General features: G+C 68.1%; 14 protein-coding genes. 10 read left to right on the plus strand and 4 right to left on the minus strand.

Annotated features, from left to right (window positions below):
* The first annotated feature begins 212 nt into the window (after positions 1-212).
* Positions 213-2,729 carry a TonB-dependent receptor gene (locus tag ACP7AG_RS08060; protein WP_426030449.1) on the plus strand — a complete coding sequence of 839 codons (2,517 nt, stop codon included), beginning with the start codon at positions 213-215 and terminating at the stop codon, positions 2,727-2,729.
* 162 nt (positions 2,730-2,891) lie between these two features.
* Positions 2,892-5,339, plus strand: a complete 2,448-nt coding sequence (locus ACP7AG_RS08065; protein WP_426030450.1) for a M20/M25/M40 family metallo-hydrolase — start codon at positions 2,892-2,894, stop codon at positions 5,337-5,339.
* Positions 5,340-5,397: 58 nt separating this feature from the next.
* Here the strand turns inward: ACP7AG_RS08065 and ACP7AG_RS08070 are convergent, their stop codons facing one another.
* The 3 genes from ACP7AG_RS08070 to ACP7AG_RS08080 form a co-directional block, all read right to left on the minus strand.
* On the minus strand, positions 5,398-7,260 hold the full coding sequence (locus ACP7AG_RS08070; RefSeq protein WP_426030452.1) for an AMP-binding protein: 1,863 nt from the start codon (positions 7,258-7,260) through the stop codon (positions 5,398-5,400).
* A gap of 174 nt (positions 7,261-7,434) precedes the next feature.
* Positions 7,435-8,874 (minus strand): aldehyde dehydrogenase family protein, encoded by a 1,440-nt coding sequence (locus ACP7AG_RS08075; RefSeq protein WP_426030453.1) that lies wholly within the window; start codon positions 8,872-8,874, stop codon positions 7,435-7,437.
* 109 nt (positions 8,875-8,983) lie between these two features.
* Positions 8,984-9,454 carry an NUDIX domain-containing protein gene (locus ACP7AG_RS08080; RefSeq protein ID WP_426030455.1) on the minus strand — a complete coding sequence of 157 codons (471 nt, stop codon included), beginning with the start codon at positions 9,452-9,454 and terminating at the stop codon, positions 8,984-8,986.
* A gap of 343 nt (positions 9,455-9,797) precedes the next feature.
* Here ACP7AG_RS08080 and ACP7AG_RS08085 point away from each other — a divergent pair, with 343 nt between their 5' ends.
* The 6 genes from ACP7AG_RS08085 to ACP7AG_RS08110 all read left to right on the plus strand — a co-directional run bounded on the left by ACP7AG_RS08085 (position 9,798) and on the right by ACP7AG_RS08110 (position 13,636).
* Positions 9,798-10,583, plus strand: a complete 786-nt coding sequence (locus ACP7AG_RS08085; protein WP_426030457.1) for an SDR family oxidoreductase — start codon at positions 9,798-9,800, stop codon at positions 10,581-10,583.
* A gap of 25 nt (positions 10,584-10,608) precedes the next feature.
* Entirely contained in the window at positions 10,609-11,007 is a 399-nt protein-coding gene (gene folB / locus ACP7AG_RS08090) for a dihydroneopterin aldolase (protein ID WP_426030542.1), read from the plus strand.
* Positions 11,004-11,567, plus strand: coding sequence for a hypothetical protein (locus ACP7AG_RS08095; protein ID WP_426009728.1), 564 nt, complete (start codon positions 11,004-11,006; stop codon positions 11,565-11,567). Before folB ends, ACP7AG_RS08095 begins: the two co-directional genes overlap by 4 nt.
* Before the next feature lie 94 nt (positions 11,568-11,661).
* Complete coding sequence (locus ACP7AG_RS08100) at positions 11,662-12,027, plus strand: DUF4870 family protein (RefSeq protein WP_426030459.1); 366 nt, start codon at positions 11,662-11,664, stop codon at positions 12,025-12,027.
* 2 nt (positions 12,028-12,029) lie between these two features.
* A complete protein-coding gene (locus tag ACP7AG_RS08105; protein ID WP_426030461.1) occupies positions 12,030-12,431 on the plus strand; it encodes a DUF4870 family protein in 402 nt (133 codons plus the stop codon).
* A 137-nt stretch (positions 12,432-12,568) separates the two neighbouring features.
* Positions 12,569-13,636, plus strand: a complete 1,068-nt coding sequence (locus tag ACP7AG_RS08110) for a tetratricopeptide repeat protein (RefSeq protein WP_426009736.1) — start codon at positions 12,569-12,571, stop codon at positions 13,634-13,636.
* 35 nt (positions 13,637-13,671) lie between these two features.
* Here the strand turns inward: ACP7AG_RS08110 and ACP7AG_RS08115 are convergent, their stop codons facing one another.
* Positions 13,672-14,559 carry a branched-chain amino acid aminotransferase gene (locus ACP7AG_RS08115; protein ID WP_426009738.1) on the minus strand — a complete coding sequence of 296 codons (888 nt, stop codon included), beginning with the start codon at positions 14,557-14,559 and terminating at the stop codon, positions 13,672-13,674.
* A gap of 80 nt (positions 14,560-14,639) precedes the next feature.
* Here ACP7AG_RS08115 and ACP7AG_RS08120 point away from each other — a divergent pair, with 80 nt between their 5' ends.
* Together ACP7AG_RS08120 and ACP7AG_RS08125 are read left to right on the plus strand one after the other, a co-directional pair.
* Positions 14,640-15,170 (plus strand): MarR family winged helix-turn-helix transcriptional regulator, encoded by a 531-nt coding sequence (locus ACP7AG_RS08120; protein ID WP_426009740.1) that lies wholly within the window; start codon positions 14,640-14,642, stop codon positions 15,168-15,170.
* On the plus strand, positions 15,167-15,868 hold the full coding sequence (locus ACP7AG_RS08125; protein ID WP_426030462.1) for a response regulator: 702 nt from the start codon (positions 15,167-15,169) through the stop codon (positions 15,866-15,868). Before ACP7AG_RS08120 ends, ACP7AG_RS08125 begins: the two co-directional genes overlap by 4 nt.
* Positions 15,869-15,926: the final 58 nt, after the last annotated feature.

A 15,926-nucleotide genomic window follows, 5' to 3' on the forward strand; every position in this document is an offset into this window, starting at 1 on the left:
CGGCCAACGGAAAGTCTAGGATGGTCGCCATGCGCTGTCGCATCCGCGCAACAGCAGGCCGGAAACCTTTAATCCACAGGGTTTCTCCTTGCCCGGCGTCCAGCGCGGCCGTAACCGTTTCGTGTCAATTCGAACAATCGTTCGGGCTGGACCAAATCAAAAGGCGGGGGCGATGCAAGCGCTCACGTCATAAAACAAAACCGAGGTAGGAAATGCGCTTTACGAAGGTGCTTTGCGGCACGGCGTCAGCCGTCGTGCTCGCCGGCCTGACCCCGCTGGCGGCTCAGGCCCAGTCCACGACAGACACTCCCACCGTCGACAGCATTGTCGTCACCGCCCAGAAGCGTGAACAGAACCTGCAGGACGTGCCGGTCGTGGTCACCGCCATTGGCGCCAAGCTTCTGCAAGACACTGGCATCAAGGACATCAAGGATCTGACGATCCTGACCCCCGGCCTGACCGTCACCTCGACCACCTCGGAAGCCTCGACCACCGCCCGCATCCGCGGCGTCGGCACCGTCGGCGACAATCCCGGCCTGGAAAGCTCGGTCGGCGTCGTGATCGACGGCGTCTATCGCCCGCGTAACGGCGTGTCGTTCGGCGACCTGGGCGAGATGGAACGCATCGAGGTCCTGAAGGGCCCGCAAGGCACGCTGTTTGGCAAGAGCACCTCGGCCGGCGTCATCAACATCATCACCAAGGAGCCCGAGTTCGGCTTTGGCGCCAGCGCCGAACTGACCGCCGGCAATTATAACGCCCATGGCGTCTCGGCCTCGGTCACCGGTCCGCTGTTTGGCACAGAGACCCTGGCCGGCCGGCTCTATGTCGCGGCCCGCGAGCGCAATGGCTACAACGAAGTCGTCAACGGCAAGGGCCCGAGCGACCGCAAGCAGGACGGCGACCAAGGCTTCTACACCGTCCGCGGCCAGCTGCTGTTCGTGCCGGACGACAACGCCACGTTCAAGCTGATCGGTGACTATACCAAGCGCGACGAGAACTGCTGCGGCGCCGTGCAGATCCGCACCGGCCCGACCGCGGGCGTCCTGGCTATCGTCAACGGCGGGCCAGCCTTGGCCAACCCAGCCGACCCCTATGCCCGCGTCGAATACCAGAACCGCGGCGCGCCCTCGTCGGTCGAAGACAAGGGCGTCTCGCTGGAAGGCAATATCGAGACCCCGTTCGGCGATCTGACCTCGATCTCGGCGATCCGCAACTGGCGCACCGACAACGGTCAGGATTCCGACTTCACCGACGCCGACCTGGCCTATCGCAACAAGGACGGCACCAACTACGCCGAGTTCACGACCTACACCCAGGAACTGCGACTGGCCGGCAAGACCGCCAAGTTCGACTGGCTGGTTGGCGCATTCCTGGCCGACGAGCGGTTGGAAAACAAGGCCAACTTCCTCTACGGCCGCGACTACGAACAGTATCTGGGTCGCCTGCTGTCGGCGGCCGTGACGCCGGGCGGCGTGCCCAACTTCGTGGCGCTGCTGACGGGACGAGCGCCCAATACCAGCTTCACGCCGGGCCAAGGCCTCTATGACAGCTACAAGCAACGCGCCACGACCATCGCGCTGTTCACCAACGACACCTGGCATGTCACCGACGCCTTCGAACTCACGGCCGGCCTGCGCTACAGCATCGACGAAAAGACCGTCGACACCTACCAGACCTTGAGTGACGGCGGTGTGGGTTGCGGAACGGCCCTCAGCCGCGCCGGAGCCATCGCCGGGATCGTCGGCGCGGCCAATGTCGGCCCCGTGCTGGCCAATCTCTGCCTGCCTTGGGCCAACCCCGCGTTCAACAACCGCGGCTATACCCAGAAGCGTTCGGACAAGGAGTGGAGCGGCACGCTCAAGGCCGCGTACCGCATCTCGCCGGAAGTGTTCACCTATGCCTCGTACGCCCGCGGCTACAAGGGTGGCGGCTTCAATCTCGACCGCTCGCAGTCGAGCGACGGCACCGTCGCTGGCCTGACGCCCGGCCTGCCGATCAAGCCGATCAGCAACACCTCGTTCCCGGCCGAATTCGTCGATAGCTACGAAATCGGCATGAAGAACACCCTCTTCAACCGCACGGTCTTGCTGAACGTCACCGGCTTCTATCAAAAGTTCAGCGACTTCCAGCTGAACACCTTCCTGGGCACCTCGTTCGTGGTGCGGCCGGTTCCCGAAGTGACTTCCAGGGGCGTCGACGCCGACTTCCTGTGGTTCACACCGGTGCGCGGCCTCTCTGTTCAAAGCGGCTTCACCTATGCCAAGACCGAATATGGCGACCAGAAGGTCCCCAACGATCCGGGCGGCGCGCTGTCCCTACTGCCGGGCAGCCGGCTGTCGCTGGCCCCCAAATATTCGCTGTCGGGCTCGCTCAGCTATGAGCATCCGGTCGGCGACAACATGAAGGCCCGCTTCAACGTCGGCGCCAAGTACTCGTCAGACTACAACACCGGCTCCGACCTGTTCCCACCGAAGATGCAGGAGGCCTACACCCTGGTGAACGCTCGCGTCGCCCTGGGCGCAGCTGACGATCATTGGACCGTCGAGCTGTGGGGTCAGAACCTGTTCGACGAAGAGTACAAGCAAGTGGCCTTCAACGGCTTCCTGCAAGGCTCGTCGGGCGTCAACGCGGCCAATCCCACCTACCGTCCGGCCGTTGACACCATCACCTATGACGCCTTCCTCGGCGCGCCCCGCACCTACGGCGTGACTCTGCGGTCGAAGTTCTAGGACGACCCGGAAAAGGGTCGACGGCTCACCGTCGTCCGCTTCCAGCATGACAAACGAAGGGCGATCCGGGAAACCGGGTCGCCCTTTTCGTTGCGCGCGGCTTTTATCGAATCCCGAACAGTCCCACCTTGCCCCTGGGGTATTCGCTGCGGAGGCGCTCGCATGAAGACCATCAGGCTGCTTGGCGTCTGGATCTGCCTGCTGCTGGGCCTGGCGATCGCCAACCTGGCGCTGCGCACGCCCGCTCCCCTCCCCGCCAACGCCCCCGCCGACCAGTTCTCGGCCGGCCGCGCCATGGTCGATGTCCGCGCCATTGGCGCCAAACCTCACCCCATCGGCTCGGCCGAGATCGTCCGGGTGCGCGACCACCTGATGGGCCGAGCCAGCGGCCTCGGGCTGGACGTTTTCGTGCGGGCCGGCGAAGGCGTGCGCGACGCCGCCAAGTGGTCGCCCCGCGCCACCGCCGTCGGCGCGGTGCAGAACATCGTCGCCACCCTGGCCGGAACAGACCCGCAAGCGCCCGCCGTGCTGGTGATGAGCCACTATGACACCGTCCATAACTCGCCCGGCGCGGCCGACGACTCGGCCGGGGTCGCCGCCGCCCTGGAGATCGCTCGCGCCCTGAAGGCCGGCCCGCCGCCGGCCCGCGACGTGATCTTCCTGTTCACCGACGGCGAGGAGCCCGGCCTGCTGGGCGCCGAGGCCTTCTTCGCCCGCGATCCGCTGCGCGAGCATGTGGGCGTGGTGATCAATATGGAGGCCCGGGGCGACGCCGGCCGCGCGGCCATGTTCCAGACCGGAACCGACAGCGGCGACCTGCTGCGTCTCTATGCCGGGACCGCACACCAGCCGACCGCCAACTCCCTGGCCGCCGCCGTCTATCAGCGCATGCCCAACGACACCGACTTCACCCACGCCCTGCGCGCCGGTCTGCCGGGCCTGAACTTCGCCTTCATCGACGACCAGTTGGCCTATCACACGCCGCTGGCCACCCCCGACCACCTCAACCAGGGCAGCCTGCAGAACCTGGGCGACCAAGCCCTGCCGGTGGTCCGCGCCCTAGCCAATGGCGCCGCCTTGCCGGCCAAGGCGCCGGACCTGATCTATTCCGACGTCCTGGCCCTGGGGCTCGTGGCCTATCCCGTCTGGGGCGGCTGGGTGATCCTGGGCCTGGCGGGGGCGCTGATCGCCTTCACCGGCTTTCGCGCCCTGACCACCTTCGGGGTCAAGCCGCTGGAGATCCTGCGGGGCATCGCCGGCTTTCTACTGCTGGCCACCAGCGCCGTCCTGGCCCTCCACCTGGCTGGACGCCTGATCGGCATCGCCGACCAGCAGCGCTATTACGCCGTGCTCGGCCAGTTCAACGTCCTGCTCCCTGGAGCGGGGATCCTGCTGATCGGGGTGTGCCTGAGCGTGCTGATCCTGCAGGCGCGCGGCACGGGCCGGATGTGGATCACCGTCATCGCCGCCCTTGTCGGCGGGGCCTGCAGCCTGGTCGGCGGGTTCGATCCCGTCGGCCTGGGCATGGCCGGCGCGGTGATCGTCCTGGCGTGGCTGAGCCTGGGCCGGGCGGTCGGGGTCTGGGGCGCCTGGCTGGGCGCGCTGCTGGTGCTGTTGGCCCTGACGATCACGACCCAGGCCCTGCTGCCCGGAGGCTCGGTGATGCTGGCCTGGCCGTTGCTGGCCGCCAGCCTGGTGGCGGCCTTGGTCACCGCCGTCGGCGGCACGCGCGATCGACGGGTGGCCTGGCTGATGACCCTGGTCGTCTGCCTGGTGGCCACCGCTGTCGTGGCCCAGCTGGGCTCGTGGGGGGCTTGGACCTTCGCCGGTGTGGGCCTGATGGAGCCCGCTGTGCTGGCGGTATTCGCGATCCTGGCCGCCCCAGCCCTGATCCCGCTGGCCTTCGATTTCGCCGCCTATCGCTGGTCGCCGATCTTCGCCGGCGTCGCGGCCGTGGCGGGCGCCGGCTTGCTGATCCATGCCGGAATCGGCGACAGCGGACCCACCCGCCCGCGCCTGGCCGAGGCCAGCCACCTGGCCGACCTGTCGATGGGCACGGCCTGGCGCGTCTCGCCTCAGCCGCGGCTGGACCCGTGGTCGAAAGTGGTGCTGTCCGACGGCGGCGCGGCGCCGGTGCTCAAGGCCTATCCGCCGCTCTATCGCGAGCCGGTGTGGATGGCGCCGACCGCCGTGCTGCCGGTCGAGCGACCGGTGTTGACCATCAACCGCTCCGGCGACCGGTTGCTGATCCGCGCGTTGCCCAGCCCGGGCGCCGAGGTGCTGACCCTGCGTCTGCGCCCCAGCCTGGCCTTGAGCGAGCCGCGCCTGAACGGCCGCCCCTTGATCCTGCCCACCACGGCGGGTGAATGGAGCAGCCTGTCCTACCACGCCCCTGACCCCAACGGCGTCACCCTCAGCTTCACCGCCAAGGCTGCCGGCAAGGTCGAGGTGGCGGTCGTCGAGATCCACGACGGCTGGCCGCGTGGCGCCTCGGCCATCCCCGCCAAGCCGGCGGGTCTGATGGCGACGGGCTATTCCGACAAGACGATCGTGCTGGATCGCGGGGCGCTGAGTTGGGAGGCGTCCGTGGAGGGAGATGGCGAACGATAGAGGCGGTGAACGGACTGGGGACATGCACTTGCGCGTGCCCCCAGCACGTCCCTGAACCTCAGACGACGATCACCCCTTCCACCGGCGCGCTCGCATACAACGCCGCCGCCAGCCCCGCCCGGCGCTCCAGGGTCGCGCGCTGGTTCACATAGCCCTTGTCGGTGATCTCGCCGGCGTCGATGGACGGCGGTTCGGTGAGGATCACCACCCGGCTCACCCGCCGCGACGAGCCGCCGGCCGCCGCGTTGAACGCCCCGATCCGCGCGCGCAGGATCACCGTCAGCTTGTCCAGTGGCGTGCCCGGCCCCGGATCGGCGACCAGCGCCGCCAGGCCGGCGGGTGACGGCCAGACCATTGCCCCGACGAACGGCCTGTCCTGGCCGACGATCACCGCGTCATGAACATAGGGGCTGCAGGCGGCCACCAGGTCGGGGCGCAGCACGCCGACGCTGACCCAGGTGCCGCTGTCGAGCTTGAAGTCCTCGGTCACTCGGCCGTCAAACACCAGGCCCTTGGACGGGTCGTCCGGATCGACGAACCGCGCCGCATCCCCAAGTTTGTAGAAGCCTTCCTCGTCGAAGGCCGCCGCCGTCTTCTCCGGGTCCTTGTGATAGCCGCTGGCCACCGTCGGCCCCTTGACCCGCACCTCGTATTTCGAACCCGATGGCGCTAGCTTCAGGGCGATGCCCGGCAGCGGCAGGCCGACCAGCCCGACCCGCTCGGTGATCCAGTGGGTCAGGGTGATGCCTTGCGTCTCCGTCGCCCCATACATCGTGGCCAGCGGCACGCGATGACCGGTCTCGGCCACGGCCAGGGCCTGCATCCGCGTGTAGACGTCGTCCGACAGCGTCGCCCCGCCATAGGCCATGTAGCGCAGGTTCTTGAAGAACGCGGCGCGTAGCACCGGATCGGCTTCCATGGCCCCGGCCAGCATCGAGAAGGCGATCGGGGCAGAGCCGAAGACGATGGGCGAGACCTCGTAGAGGTTCTTGATCGTGGTCTCGAACATCCCCGGCAGCGGCTTGCCCTCGTCGATCCACAAGGTGCCGCCGTTCCAGATCACGGCGTTGAAGCCGATATTGCCGGCCGAGATATGGCTCCAGGGCATCCATTCCAGGCTGTCAGCGAGCTCGTCGGTGCGCTCGTCGGTGCGCAGGCCTTCCTGGCCGGCGATGACGCCCGCCATCATGGCGTGGGTCTGGGGCACGCCCTTGGGCATGCCGGTCGAGCCAGAGGTGAACAGGTACTTGGCGACGGTGGCGGGGGTGAGCGTCTCGCGTTGGGCGGCCACATCCCGGGGCTGCGTGGCGGCGACCGTGTCGAAGGCGACGGCGCCTTCTCCGGTCCCGTCGGCGGTGACCAGCAGCAGGTCGGGATTGATCGCTCGCAAGGCGGCGATGGCCTTGTCGAACATCGTGCCGGACTGGGCGAAGACCACGCGCGGGGCGACCTTGTCGAAGCAGTGCTTGAGCTTGCCGTGGTCGGCCGACATCAGGCTGTAGGCCGGGCTGATCGGGGCGGCGGGGACCCCGGCCCCATAGGCCCCGAGCGTCATCAGGGCATGCTCGATGGAATTGCCCGACAGGATCATCACGCTGTCGTCGGCGGTGACGCCCTGGTCCAGCAGCCACTGGGCGACCCCCTCCGCCGCCCGCTGGGCCTGGCCGTAGGTCATTTGCCGCCACGGGCCGTGGCCAGGCTCGCGCTGTCTCAGATAGGGCCGGTCGGGATGCAGCGCGGCCTTTTCAGCCAGCAGGTGGCTGATGGTGCGTGGGCTGTCGCCGGGCGGATGGTTGGAGGTGATGACGATGCTGCCGTCAGCCCGCCGATCGACGGTGATCTCCGGGCCCTTCATCGCCAGCGGCTTGAACGGCGCGGTGCTGGGGTCGCGCGCGCTCGCGAGGCTATCGCCGCCGTCCATCGTTTCTCTCCCGGTCGATTATCGTTGTTGGGCGGGAGCTAACGCCGCCTGACGTGAGGGTAAAGGCTGCCCAAGCGTCAACAAGACCTGCTGTATCAATCCGCTCATCCCGGCGAAGGCCGGGATGAGCGGAGTCTGAAAGGGGACGGGCGCATGCGCCTGTCCCCAATCTCGTTACTCTGCCGCCACGTTCGACGAGTAACCCAGCACGGCCTTGGTTTCGAGGAACTCGCCGAAGGCGTGGTCACCCCATTCGCGGCCGTTGCCGCTCATCTTGTAACCGCCGAACGGAGCCATCAGGTCGGTCCCCGCGCCGTTGAGGATCACCTGGCCGGCCCGCAGCTTGGAGGCCACGGCCCGCACCTCGGCCGGGTCGTTGCCGGAGATGTAGGCGGCCAGGCCGTATTCGGTGTCGTTGCCGATCGCCACGGCCTGGTCGACCCCATCATAGCCGAGGATGGCCAGCACCGGGCCGAAGATCTCTTCCTTGGCGATGGTCATGTCGGGGGTGACATTGGCGAAGACGGTTGGCTTGACATAGTAGCCGACCTCCAGCCCTTCCGGCTTGCCAGGGCCGCCCGAGACCAGGGTGGCGCCCTCGTCGACGCCCTTCTGGATCAGGCCCTGGATCTTGTTCCACTGCACCTCAGAGACCACCGGGCCCATCTTGGAATTGCCGTTCGGGTCACCCACCGTGTGAGCGTCGGCGGCGGCCTTGGCGATGGCGATCACCTCGTCCATACGCTTTTGCGGGACCAGCATCCGGGTCGGCGCGTTGCACGACTGGCCCGAGTTCATCATCACCGAGGCCACGCCGCCGCCGACCGCGCGCTCATAGTCGGCATTGTCGAGGATGATGTTGGGGCTCTTGCCGCCCAACTCCTGGTGCACGCGCTTGACGGTCGGGGCGGCGTTCTTGGCCACCTCGATGCCCGCGCGGGTCGAGCCGGTGAACGACACCATGTCGACTTCCGGGTGCGAGCTGAGCGCCGCGCCGACCACCGGGCCGTCGCCATTGACCAGGTTGAACACCCCGGCCGGCACGCCGGCGGCGGCCAGGATCTCGGTCCAGATCTGGGCCGAGAACGGCGCCACTTCCGAGGGCTTGAGCACCATGGTGCAGCCGACGGCCAGGGCGGGCGCCACCTTGCAGGCGATCTGGTTGACCGGCCAATTCCACGGGGTGATGAAGGCGCAGACGCCGATCGGCTCCTTGACCAGATGGGTCGTGCCGCGGTCTTCCTCGAACTTGTAGTCCTTCAGCACCTGCAGCGCCGTCTGGACGTGGGCGATGCCCATGGCGGCCTGGGCGCGCTGGGCCAACCACGACGGGGCGCCCATCTCCTCGGTGATGGCTTTCGCCATGTCCTCGAAGCGCTTCTGGTATTCGGCGATGATCCGCTCAAGCAGGTCGACGCGCTCTTCGCGGCTAGTGACCGAGAAGGTGGCGAAGGCCTTGCGGGCGGCGCGGACCGCCAAGTCGACGTCCTCGGCCGTGCCCAGGGTCACCCGGCCAGCGACGGCCTCGGTGGCGGGATTGATCACGTCCACCGTCTGGGAGCCCTTGGGCTGCACCCACTGGCCATCGATATAGAACTTCAGATAGTCGCGCATGCTGTGCTCCTCCGGGCTGGGGCCGCTCTCATCTGGGGAGACGGCGGACCTCGTTCAAACACTCATTTTAATGATCGTTGATCACTGGGGAAGGGCTGATCTTTCGATCTCACCACATTGGGTCGGGTTCCGCCCCGTGGAAGCCCTCGGCGATGCGCTTGCGATTGCCCGGCGTGACGTCGCCTGGCAGGGCGTCGGGCGCGAACCAGCCGACCTCGCTGATCTCGCCCTGGGCGCTGGAAGGGCAGGGCTCCCAGGCCTGGACGCGATAGACCAGCACGTGGTCGCCGAGATGGTGGCGCTCATTGCTATGCACCGAGACCAGGGTCACCGGCCCGATCACCCGGACGCCGGCCTCCTCCTGCAGTTCCCGGATCACCGCCGTCTCGGCCGTCTCGCCGCGCTCCACCCCGCCGCCGGGCAGGTGCCAGCCATGGACATAGGTGTGCTGCACCATCAGCACCCGGCCCTCGTCATCGGTGACCACCCCGCGCACGCCGAGCGTCAGGCCGCGCCTGAGGCGAAACCACGCGAAGACCATTGGGCGGGTGAAGGGTTCGACGTGGCGGCGCCAGAGCATGGGGGGCAGCTTAGCCTTTCTTCTCGCACAGGTCAGTCCACACCGATCTCCTCCCACCTCCGGCTTCCCGGCGAAGGCCGGGACCCAGATTCATCCCGGGCCGCTCGTGGGTTTCACCTGGGCCCCGGCCTTCGCCGGGTAGACGGAGATTTGGAGCTCCGAAGGGAAACATCGACTTGAAGCCCGCCCCATGCTTGCGGCCGGCCACGCGCACCGCTAAAGCCGCATCACCTTCAGTCTGAACAACGGACCCGCACCATGCTCGCCATCGGCGTCATCGTCATCTTCCTGGCCGTCCTCCTCGGCCTCAACATGTATGAATTCGGTCGTTTCGACTAAACCGATGACCTCGCGCGGCGCGGCCCTGGTCACCGGCGCCGGCCGCCGGATCGGTCGCGCCCTGGCCCTGGAGGCCGCGCGGGCCGGCTTCGACGTCGCCGTCCACTACCGCACGGCCCGCGACGAAGCCCAGGCCGTCGCCGACGAGATCGCGGCCCTGGGCCAGCGCGCCGTCATTCTCGACGCCGAACTGGCCGACGAGGACCAGACCGCCGGCCTGATCGCCCGCGCCCAGGCCGCGCTCGGCCCCGTCACCCTGCTGATCAACAGCGCCTCGACCTTTGAGGACGACCGCCTGGTCAGCGCCACCCGCGCCAGCTGGGACGCCCATCTGGACGCCAACCTGCGCGCCCCCGTCGTGCTGGCCCAGGCCTTCGCGGCCGCCTTGCCCGCCTTGCCCGCCTTGCCCGCCGACGCCGCCAATGGGTTGGAGGGCCAGATCGTCAACATCGTCGATCAACGCGTGCTGCGTCCCAATCCGCAGTTTTTCAGTTATTCCCTCTCGAAGGCCGGACTGTGGTGGGTGACCCAGACCCTGGCCCAGGACCTGGCGCCGCGCATCCGGGTCAACGCCATAGGCCCCGGTCCCGTGCTGCCGTCGGTGCATCAGGCCCCCGGCGAGTTCGAGGCCGAGGCGGCCGGAACCCTGTTGCAACGCCACGCCAACCCAGGCGAGATCGCCGCCGCCCTGCGCTACCTCATTGACGCAAGGGCGGTCACGGGCCAGATGATCGCGGTCGACGCGGGTCAGCATCTGGGCTGGCGCACGCCGGACATCATCGGTTCCTGAGAGTCTCGCCGTGGCCGCCCAACCCCTGCCCACCGCTCCGAACGACGCGACCCAGCCCAGCCCGGCGCGGATCATCGTCACCAAGGTGTTCGTGCGCGGGCTGAAGGTCGGGGCCTGGATCGGCGTCTATGACCATGAGCACGACCGCCAACAGCCCCTGGTCATCGATGTCGAGCTCGACGTCGCCGCCAGCCACTGCGAGCAGCTGGGCGACACCGTCAATTACGAGACCATCCTGCAGGCCGCCCTGTCCATCGCCGCCGAGGGCCATATCGATCTGGTCGAGACCTTCGCCGAGCGCCTGGCCCAGGCCTGTTTCGCCGACAGCCGCGTGACCCGCGCCCGCGTGCGGGTCGAAAAGCCCCTGGCCCTGGCCCCCCACGCCGCCGCGGCCGGGGTGGAAATCACCGCCGTCCGGGGGTGAGCCCGCTTTCGCACAGCGTCCGCCTCGCCCCCTTCCAGCCGGAAACGGTCTGGACACTGGAAGGCGCGGAGCTGGTCGAGCGTCGCGGCCCGCGCGAGCAGCGCTTTCCCCTATCGACCCTGACCATCTTTCGCCTGGCCCGGCCGCGCGAGGGCGGCCGCCGGCGGGTGCTGACCCTGGTGTTTGGCCGTCGCAAGACTGTGCTGGCGGCTCACAGCTATGTCGGCCCCGGCCGGTTCGAGGATCGGTTGGCCAGCTTCGCGCTGCTGGTCCGCGCCGTCGCCGGGGTGGCCGCCGATCTGGCGCCGCGCGCCCGCTTTGAAATGGCCAGCGTGCTGGCCCCGCGCGAGGGGCTGACCTGGGTGATGGGCCTGCTGGCGGTCGGCACGGTCGCCATGCTGCTGATGGCCTTCAGCCCCGGCATGACCGGCCTGGCGCTGGAGATCGCCGCCCGCATGGCCTTCGTGCTGATCCTGTTGGCGGCGGCGCTACCCTGGCTGGGCCGCGGCGAGGGGCTCGATCCGCAGGCGCTGCCGGAAGACCTGCTGCCGAGCGTCTGACGGAATCCCTCTCCACTTGCGGGAGAAGGAAGCTAGACGCCGCCTTACACGACCTTCATTTGCCTTCCGCCGCGTCTTCGACGAGCATCGTCCCATGAGCCCGATCAAAGACCCCGCCGTGCCGCCCGCCCTGCAGGACGACAAGACCCTGCCGGTGATCATCTATATTCTGCTGGCGCTGGGACCGTTCAACGGCTTTACGGCGGTGATTGGCGCGATCCTGGCCTATGTCAGCAAGGCCGCCGCGCCCGAATGGATGCAGAGCCATTACATCTTCCAGATCCGCACCTTTTGGCTGTGGCTGCTGTTCTCGTGCATCGGCGGCGTGCTGGTGATCGCCGGGATCGGCCTGGTCATCCTGGCGGCCGTCGGCATCTGGGCCGCCATGCGGTGCATCCTTGGTCTGTCCTGGCTGTTGAAGGGTCAGGCCTATCCCACGCCTCGCAACTGGATGATCTGACCATGACCGACATCGCCCCCGCTCCCGACCGCGTCGAGAAGGACAAGGTCCTGCCGATCGTCGTCTACGCCTTGTATCTGCTGGGTTTCACCAACGGCCTGACCTTCCTGGTCGGGCTGATCGTCGCCTATCTCAATCGCGACACAGCCGGGCCGATCAACGCCAGCCACTACATCTTCGCCATCCGCACCTTCTGGCTGTCGATCTGGTGGTTCCTGATCGGCCTGGCCTTGATCTTCGTGGGGTTGGCGCTGCTGGTGCTGCTGATCGGCATCCCGATCATGATCGTGGGCGGCACGATCATGGGGGCCATCAGCGTCTGGTTCGTGGTCAGGACCATCATGGGCCTGGTCTATCTCCTGAAGGGCGAAGCCTATCCCCGCCCCCGCACCTGGCTGATTTGAAGGCGCCTCGCCCGCATGGCGCCCGATAAGGCAGCGCTTGCGCCGGGGGCTTCCCCTGGCGGTTGTGACCGCTCGACGGCGCCCCTCGGCTGCTGTGACGTGCCGCTCCTTACGAACGCGGTCATTGAGGGGGCGACATGATGGCTCGGCTCGTAGGGATCATCCTCGGGGTGATCCTGGCGACATCGGGGTATGTTATCGGCGGTTGGGGCGTCCTGGGGGACTGGGCGCAACACCTCGATCTCGGGCCGTTCGAGCCACACCGGCCGTTCGTGGGCTGGGCGGCGGCGATCACGGGGGCTTTGCTGCTCGTCGCCGCCCTGACCCCGCGACCGAAACCGAAATCGCGGCCCAGGGTCGCGCCGGTCGATCTGGGCGGCCGAGAGCCTGTTCTCGCGCCGATCTTGGCCGTCGAGCCGATTGCCGCCGTCGATGCCCCGGCCGAGGTCACCCCGGAGCCGGTTGAACGGGTCGAACCGCCGTCCATCATCGCGATCGATCCGCCCGGCCAGCCCAAGCTGACCCTGTCAAAATCCGAGACTGCCCCCGCGCCCACGGTCACGGCCGTGGTCATGACGGCCGCCGACGCACCGACCAAGGTCGCCCCCGTCGAGACCTTCGCCGAACTGCGCGCCAAGCTGATCGCCCTGAGCCGCACCGAGACCTGGCCGGAGGCGGCAAGGGTGCTCAGCCGCATGCTCCGGGTGGCGAGCAACGACCGTGAAAAGGCCCAGGCCAACTGCGATCTCGGCGACTTCGCTCGCGGTCAGGGCCGCCTGGACGAGGCCGCCGAGGCCTATGAGGAAGCCGTCAGCTTCGCCCGCTCAGCCCGCGCCGCTCGGCCAGACGACTTCACCGCCGACGACCTGCTGGCCGGCGCCCTGTCGGGGGTCGGCGACGTGGCCGAGATGGAAGGCCGCCTCAACGAGGCCCTGTCGGCCTTCGAGGAAGCCCTGGCCCTGCGCCGCTCGCACGGCGGCCGCGAGGCGGCCGATCCGGGCGCGCGGCGGGCCTTGTCGGTGTCGCTGGAACGCCTGGCCGACCTGCGCGAGGACCGCGGTCACCGGATGCGGGCCTTGGATCTCTACCGCGAAAGCTACGATGTCGCCGCGCGGCTGGCGGCGGCCGATCCGGCGCGGTTTGGGGCTGACCTGGCGTCGACCCGGGCGCGGTTGGCGGAGCTGGAAGCGAAGGTGGCGGGGTAAGATAGTCCTCCCCCTGTGGTGGAGGAATTACAGGCCTAGGCGTCCACCAGCTCGCGCCGCACCAGCCGGGCGTACTCGTCCATCAGCGACAGCGAGATCGCGGCCGGCTTGAAAGTGAACTCGCCGATCTGCGACACGGGCGTCACCTCGGCGGCGGTGCCGACGATGAAGCACTCGGTGAAGCTGGCCAGTTCCTGCTTCTCGATATGGCGCTCGACCACCTCAATCCCGCGCTGCTTGGCGATGTCGATCACCGTGCGGCGGGTGATGCCGTCGAGGAAACAGTCGGGCGTGGGGGTGTGGATCACGCCATCCTTGATGAAGAACACGTTGGCGCCCGTCGCTTCGGCCACATAGCCGCGGTAGTCGAGCATCATCGCGTCGGCATAGCCTTCCTTCTCGGCGGCGTGCTTGGAGACGGTGCAGATCATGTAGAGGCCGGCGGCCTTGGCGGCGGTCGGCGCGGTGTTGGGCGCGGGACGGTCGTACTTGGCCCAGGTCAGGCGGATGCCCTTGGCCTTGGTCGCCGGGTCGAAATAGCTGGGCCATTCCCAAACGGCGATGGCCACGTGGATCTTGGTCTGCTGGGCCGAAACACCGATCATCTCGCTGCCGCGCCAGGCGATCGGGCGGACATAGCAGTCGGTCAGGCCGTTCTTGGCGGCGGTCGCCTTGCACGCCTCATCGATCTGCTCCACCGTGTAGGGGATCTTGAAATCGAGGATTTCGGCCGATTTGAACAGGCGCTCGGTATGCTCGGTCAGCTTGAAGATCTCGCCGCCATACATCCGCTCGCCCTCGAACACCGAGGAGGCGTAGTGGAGGCCATGGGTCAATACGTGCACCTTCGCCTCGCGCCAGGCAACGAACTGGCCATCCAGCCAGATCCAACCATCGCGATCGTCGAAGGGAACGAGAGACATCGGTCCAAGACCTCCTTATTTGGAATCCGGTTCTTAGACGCCCCGGGGGGCGGCAGGTCAAATAAAATGGACGCAAGCTAGTGGTCACGCCCCTCTCCTCGGGCCTCTCCTCGGGCCTCTCGGCGGGGTCCACCGACCCGCGCCTGATCCTCGGCGAAGAGCAGCTGGACAGCGGGCTGGAACTGCTGCTGCTGGCCGAGGCAGCCCTGTGGGCGGCAGTCGACGCGGCGTTGGAAGCCGAGGGTCCCGGCCTGGGCCGTTCGCACTGGCGCGCCGCCTTCCTGCTGCGCCGGCGGCCTGGCATCGGGGTACAGGACCTGTCGAAACTGACCAGCCTGTCGAAGCAGGCGGCCAGCAAGACCCTGACCGACCTGCAGCGCCTGGGCCTGGTCCAGAAGGCGGCCGGGGACCTGGACGCCCGGCGCAGGCCTACCCTGCTGACCCCCGAGGGCGCGGCCTTCGAAACACGGGTGTCGGAGCGGTTACGCGGCTTGCTGGGGCGGGCCTACCGCACCGGCGGCCTGGACGGGGTGGCCGGAACCCGCCGCATCCTGGCGGCCTTGGCTGGTCCGCGCCAAGGTGTCGGGTTGAACCGGAGGGACGTCCTTTGAGCCCCGAAGAGCGCGCCGAGCGCCACCTGCTGGTGGTCGATGACGACGACCGCATCCGCGTCCTGCTGAAGGAATTCCTGACCCGCGCCGGCTTCCGGGTCAGCGCCGCCGCCGACGCCGCCCATGCCGACCGGCTGACCGGATCGATGGACTTCGACCTGCTGGTGCTGGACGTGATGATGCCCGGCGAGGACGGCTTTTCCTTCACCAAGCGCCTGCGGGCCAAGGGCGGTGAGGTCGGCAAGACGCCGATCCTGATGCTGACCGCCCGCGACCAGACCGGCGACCGCATCGAGGGCCTTACCCACGGCGCCGACGACTACCTGGCCAAGCCCTTCGAGCCGCGTGAGCTGCTGCTGCGCATCGAGGCCATACTGCGCCGCTCCACCCCCAAGCCGTCGGGCCCGCGCGAGCTTTCCCTGGGCCGCTGCGCCTTCGAGCCCGAGCGCGGCGAGCTGACGCGCGACGGCGAGCCGATCCGCCTGACCGAGGCCGAGGTCGCCCTGCTGCGCCGCCTGGCTCGGGTGGCGCACGAGCCCGTCGATCGCCTGGAACTGGCCGCCGACACCGTCGACGCCACCGGCCGCGCGGTGGACGTCCAGGTCACCCGCCTGCGCCGCAAGATCGAACCGGATCCAAAGAACCCGCGGTACCTGCAGACGGTGCGGGGCATTGGGTATCGGTTGACGCCGGATTGATGATGGCGACCGCAATTCAGAAATCCTACCCCTGTGGGGGAGGTGTCGCCGAAGGCGA

The sequence above is a fragment of the Caulobacter sp. DWP3-1-3b2 genome, assembly GCF_049896325.1.
Classification (GTDB): Bacteria; Pseudomonadota; Alphaproteobacteria; order Caulobacterales; family Caulobacteraceae; genus Caulobacter.